This is a genomic window from Streptomyces corynorhini, from assembly GCF_003346515.1.
Classification (GTDB): domain Bacteria; phylum Actinomycetota; class Actinomycetes; order Streptomycetales; family Streptomycetaceae; genus Streptomyces; species Streptomyces corynorhini.
Genome location: NZ_QQNA01000394.1, coordinates 1 through 4,115 on the forward strand (window position 1 = coordinate 1; position 4,115 = coordinate 4,115).

A 4,115-nucleotide genomic window follows, 5' to 3' on the forward strand; every position below is an offset into this window, starting at 1 on the left:
GCCTGGGCCGTGGCCACCGCGCACCCGGCGGGGGAGGGCCGCGCGGTGGCCACGGCCCAGGCGAGCAGCGCCTCCGCGGTGACCTCGTGCCCGTACCGCCGGGCCAGCAGCGCGGTCAGCCCCGGCGCGACATTGGGCTCTGCGCCGCCCGGCCGACGGTACAGGGGCCTGATCCGGCCCGGCCGGCCCGCCGGTGAGTGACCGTCCGGGAGCACGGCGCCGACCAGCAGCGCGGGCCCCGCGCCGGGCGCCACGTACCCCTGCTCCACGGCGAACAGCTGGTGCGCGTCCGCGACCCGCCACAGCTCGGGCCGGGCCCGGTCGATCAGCCGGTGGTCGGGGATCAGCCACTGCTCGTCGAACGGTCCGTGCCCGATCCGTACCGGTGGCGGGCAGGGGCCCGACTCGCGGATGAACCGCCCGGTCCCGCTACCCGGCCCCGGCAGCGCGCTCACCGCGCTGTGCTGCGTACGGGACCTGGTCGGTCCGAACAGCGCGTCGCGCTCGGCGCCCGCCGACCGTACGAGCCGCTCCCAGCGCGCCGTGAGGACGGCGGGCGAGGGGGCCATGACCCAGGGTCTGCCGAGCCGCAGCGGCGCCGTCGACCAGGGCATGAGATCGCCGAGCGACGGGGTGTCCGCGCCCGTCGCGCCCTTCGCGCCCGGCCCCGGCTCCCGGCCGGCCGCCTCGCCGGTTCCTTCGCCCGGTCCCACCCCTGAACCCCCGCCGGACCGCGTCACCGCCATGCGGACCGTCCCTTCCGTCGCCGTGTGCGCCGTCGGCGGCATCGTAACGGCCCCGCCGCAACGGCAGGTCAGCGCGGGCGGGCCTCCTCCGTCAGGTCCGCCTCGACGGTCACGGAGAACGCGAAGCGGTCGCCCCGGTAGCGGATCCTGGCCACGTCCACCACCCGGCCGTCCGCGTCGTACGTCACCCCGGTGTAGTGCAGGATCGGGCTGAGCAGCGGCACCCGCAGCAGCGCGGCCGTCTCCGGGTCCGCCAGCCGCGCCTCGACGGTGTCGGTGATCCGGCTGATCCGCACCCCCACCAGATCGCGCAGCACCTTCGTCATCGGCCAGCGCGCCAGATCGGCCACGTCGATCCGCGCCGCGACCTCCGGACGCACCGCGTTCTCCACCCAGTTGACCGGCTCGCCGCTCTCCCCGTCGCACCGCAGCCTGCGGTACCCGACCACCTCGTCCAGCCCGGGGAAGTACTCGGCCAGCTCACCGGGGACCGGCCCCCTGCCGTGGCCGAGTACCGTGGCCGGCTCGCCGGACTGCTGCGCCACGATCGCGTCGATCGAACCCAGCAGCCGACGCGGGGCGCCGCGCCGCGCGCCCGGCTCGATGAAGGTGCCCCGGCGCCGGTGCCTGCTGATCAGCCCCTCCTCCTCCAGCTCCTTCAGGGCCTGACGCATCGTCAGCACACTGACGCCGTAGTGCGCGGCGAGCCGCTCCTCGGTCGGCAGCCGCAGCGGATCGCCCGGCCCGCGGCCCAGTATCGAGGCGCGCAGCGACTGCGAGACCTGATACCAGAGCGGCAGCTTGCGGTTCAGGACCAGGGAGTCGGGGGCGAAGGCGGTCACGGCAGCTCCGGAGAGGGATCAGGGCCTGAAGTGGCGCTCAAGACCCTGCCACACGTCGTCGTACCCCTGTTGCAGATGCGCGGCTCCCGCCGCCTGCCCGGTCGCCGTCACCGGCCAGCGCGTCTCGAACATGAAGGCCAGACCGTCGTCCACGCGCTGCGGCCGCAGCTCCGCCGCGCTCGCCCGCTCGAAGGTCTTCCGGTCGGGACCGTGCGCCGACATCATGTTGTGCAGCGAGCCGCCGCCCGGGACGAAACCGCCCTCGCCCGCCGTCTTCGCGTCGTACGCGCCCTCGATCAGGCCCATGTACTCGCTCATCACATTGCGGTGGAAGTACGGCGGCCGGAAGGTGTCCTCGCCGACCAGCCAGCGCGGCGCGAAGACGACGAAGTCGACGCCCGCGAGCCCCGGGGTGTCCGACGGCGAGGTCAGCACCGTGAAGATCGACGGGTCGGGGTGGTCGTAGCTGATGGAGCCGATCACGTTGAACCGGCGCAGGTCGTAGACGTACGGCACATGGTTGCCGTGCCAGGCGACGACATCGAGCGGGGAGTGGTCGTAGGTGGCCGCCCAGAGGTTGCCGCAGAACTTGTTCACCACCTCGACCGGCCGCTCCACGTCCTCGTAGGCGGCGACGGGCGCGAGGAAGTCCCGCGCGTTGGCCAGCCCGTTGGCGCCGATCGGGCCGAGGTCGGGGAGCACGAAGGGGCGGCCGTAGTTCTCGCAGACGTAGCCGCGCGCCGTCGCGTCCAGCAGCTCCACCCGGAAGCGCACCCCGCGCGGGACGAGCGCCACCTGGCCCGGCCGGGCGGCGAGCAGCCCCAGCTCGGTGCGGATCAGCAGCCCGCCCCGTTCCGGCACGATCAGCAGCTCGCCGTCCGCGTCGCTGAACACCCGGTCGGTCATGGGGGCGTTGGCGCTGTAGAGATGGATCGCCATGCCCACCCGTCGCGCCGCGTCCCCGTTGCCGCCCAGGGTCCACAGCCCCGCCAGGAAATCGGTGCCGGGAGCGGGCTCGGGCAGCGGGTTCCAGCGCAGCCGGTTGGGGTCGGGGACGGTCTCCGTGAACGGCGCCCCCCGAAGACCGCCGTTGTCGACACGGACGAAGGGCGGATGCGCCGCCGACGGACGGATCCGGTAGAGCCAGGAGCGGCGGCCCACGGCGCGGGGCTCGGTGAAGGCGCTGCCGCTGAGCTGCTCCGCGTACAGCCCGAGCGGCGCGCGCTGCGGCGAGTTGCGGCCGTGCGGCAGGGCGCCGGGCACCGCCTCCGAGCTGTGCTCGTTGCCGAAGCCGGGGGAGTGGTCCAGCCCCTCGGCCGTCCTGCGCGCCCCCTCGACGCCGCTCGTGCCGCTGGTGACGCTCGTGCCGCTGGTGCCACCCGCGCCGCTCGTGCCGCTCATGTCGTCCATCCGCCGTGTCCGCTCCCTGGTCGAGGACTCCCGCCAAATCCTATGGACAACCGTAGGATTGCCGGACCGGCCCGTCAACGGGACCGCGCCGCCGGGGCGCCGCCGGTTCACACCGCCGTACGGACGTCCCCGCGCTCCGGGCCCGCCCGGCGCCCGGCCGCGCCCCCTCGAACCACCGTCCACCGGGTACGAAAAGCCCGGACGGCGAGGCGATTGGCCCGGAGACCTTCGCGCGAGTCATTCCCTGACCGCCTGTAGTCGGCTAACTTCAGGCCACGCAGGCACCTCCACCCTCATCCATACGGGCATTCGGGCGGAAAACCATTCATGACTCGCGCCATCTCTCTGCACAGCGTCAGCAAGACGTACGGACGCGCCTCCCGCGCCGTCGACCGCTTCTCGCTCGACATCGCGCCGGGCGAGTTCCTGGTCCTGCTCGGCCCCTCGGGGTGCGGCAAGTCGACCGTGCTCCGCATGATCGCGGGTCTGGAGGACATCACCGAGGGCGATCTGCTGCTCGACGGCGAGTACTCCAACCTCATGCCGCCCCGGGAGCGGGGCATGGCCATGGTGTTCCAGAACTTCGCGCTCTATCCGAACATGACCAACCGCGACAACATCGGCTTCCCCCTCCGGCTGGAGAATCCCCGCGAGGACCGCACCGCGCGGGTCGACGCCACCGCCCGCATGCTCGGCATCGAGAGCGTGCTCGACCGCTATCCGAGCCAGCTCTCCGGCGGCGAGCGCCAGCGCGTCGCGATGGGCCGGGCGATCTCCCGGCGGCCCTCGGCCTTCCTGATGGACGAGCCGCTCTCCAACCTCGACGCGAAGCTCCGCAGCAGGCTGCGCTCCGAGATAGCCCGGCTCACCGCGGAACTCGGCGTCACCACCATCTATGTGACCCATGATCAGGCCGAGGCGATGTCGCTGGGCGACCGGGTCGCGGTGATGCGCGGCGGAGTCCTCCAGCAGGTCAGCGCGCCGCGCCAGGTGTACGCGCTGCCGGAGAACGTCTTCGTCGCCGCGTTCATCGGCACCCCGCGCATCAACCTGCTCCAGGCGGTGGTGTACGCGCCCCTGGACGGCCGGATGTCGATCGATCTCGGCAGGCAGCGGC

Annotated in this window: 4 protein-coding genes; 1 reads left to right on the forward strand and 3 read right to left on the reverse strand. The window is 73.2% G+C overall.

Annotation, left to right across the window (positions count from 1 at the left end; translation table 11 throughout):
- The 3 genes from DVH02_RS33325 to hmgA all read right to left on the reverse strand — a co-directional run.
- Positions 1-614, reverse strand: a 614-nt coding sequence (locus DVH02_RS33325; protein WP_325051421.1) for a type ISP restriction/modification enzyme, incomplete at its 3' end; no start/stop codon positions are given.
- A 200-nt stretch (positions 615-814) separates the two neighbouring features.
- Positions 815-1,588 (reverse strand): GntR family transcriptional regulator, encoded by a 774-nt coding sequence (locus DVH02_RS33330; protein WP_114627577.1) that lies wholly within the window; start codon positions 1,586-1,588, stop codon positions 815-817.
- A gap of 18 nt (positions 1,589-1,606) precedes the next feature.
- Complete coding sequence (gene hmgA, locus DVH02_RS33335; RefSeq protein ID WP_114627578.1) at positions 1,607-2,989, reverse strand: homogentisate 1,2-dioxygenase; 1,383 nt, start codon at positions 2,987-2,989, stop codon at positions 1,607-1,609.
- 336 nt (positions 2,990-3,325) lie between these two features.
- On the opposite strand from hmgA, the gene DVH02_RS33340 reads away from it, so the two are divergent.
- Positions 3,326-4,115, forward strand: a 790-nt coding sequence (locus DVH02_RS33340) for an ABC transporter ATP-binding protein (protein ID WP_147286196.1), incomplete at its 3' end; no start/stop codon positions are given.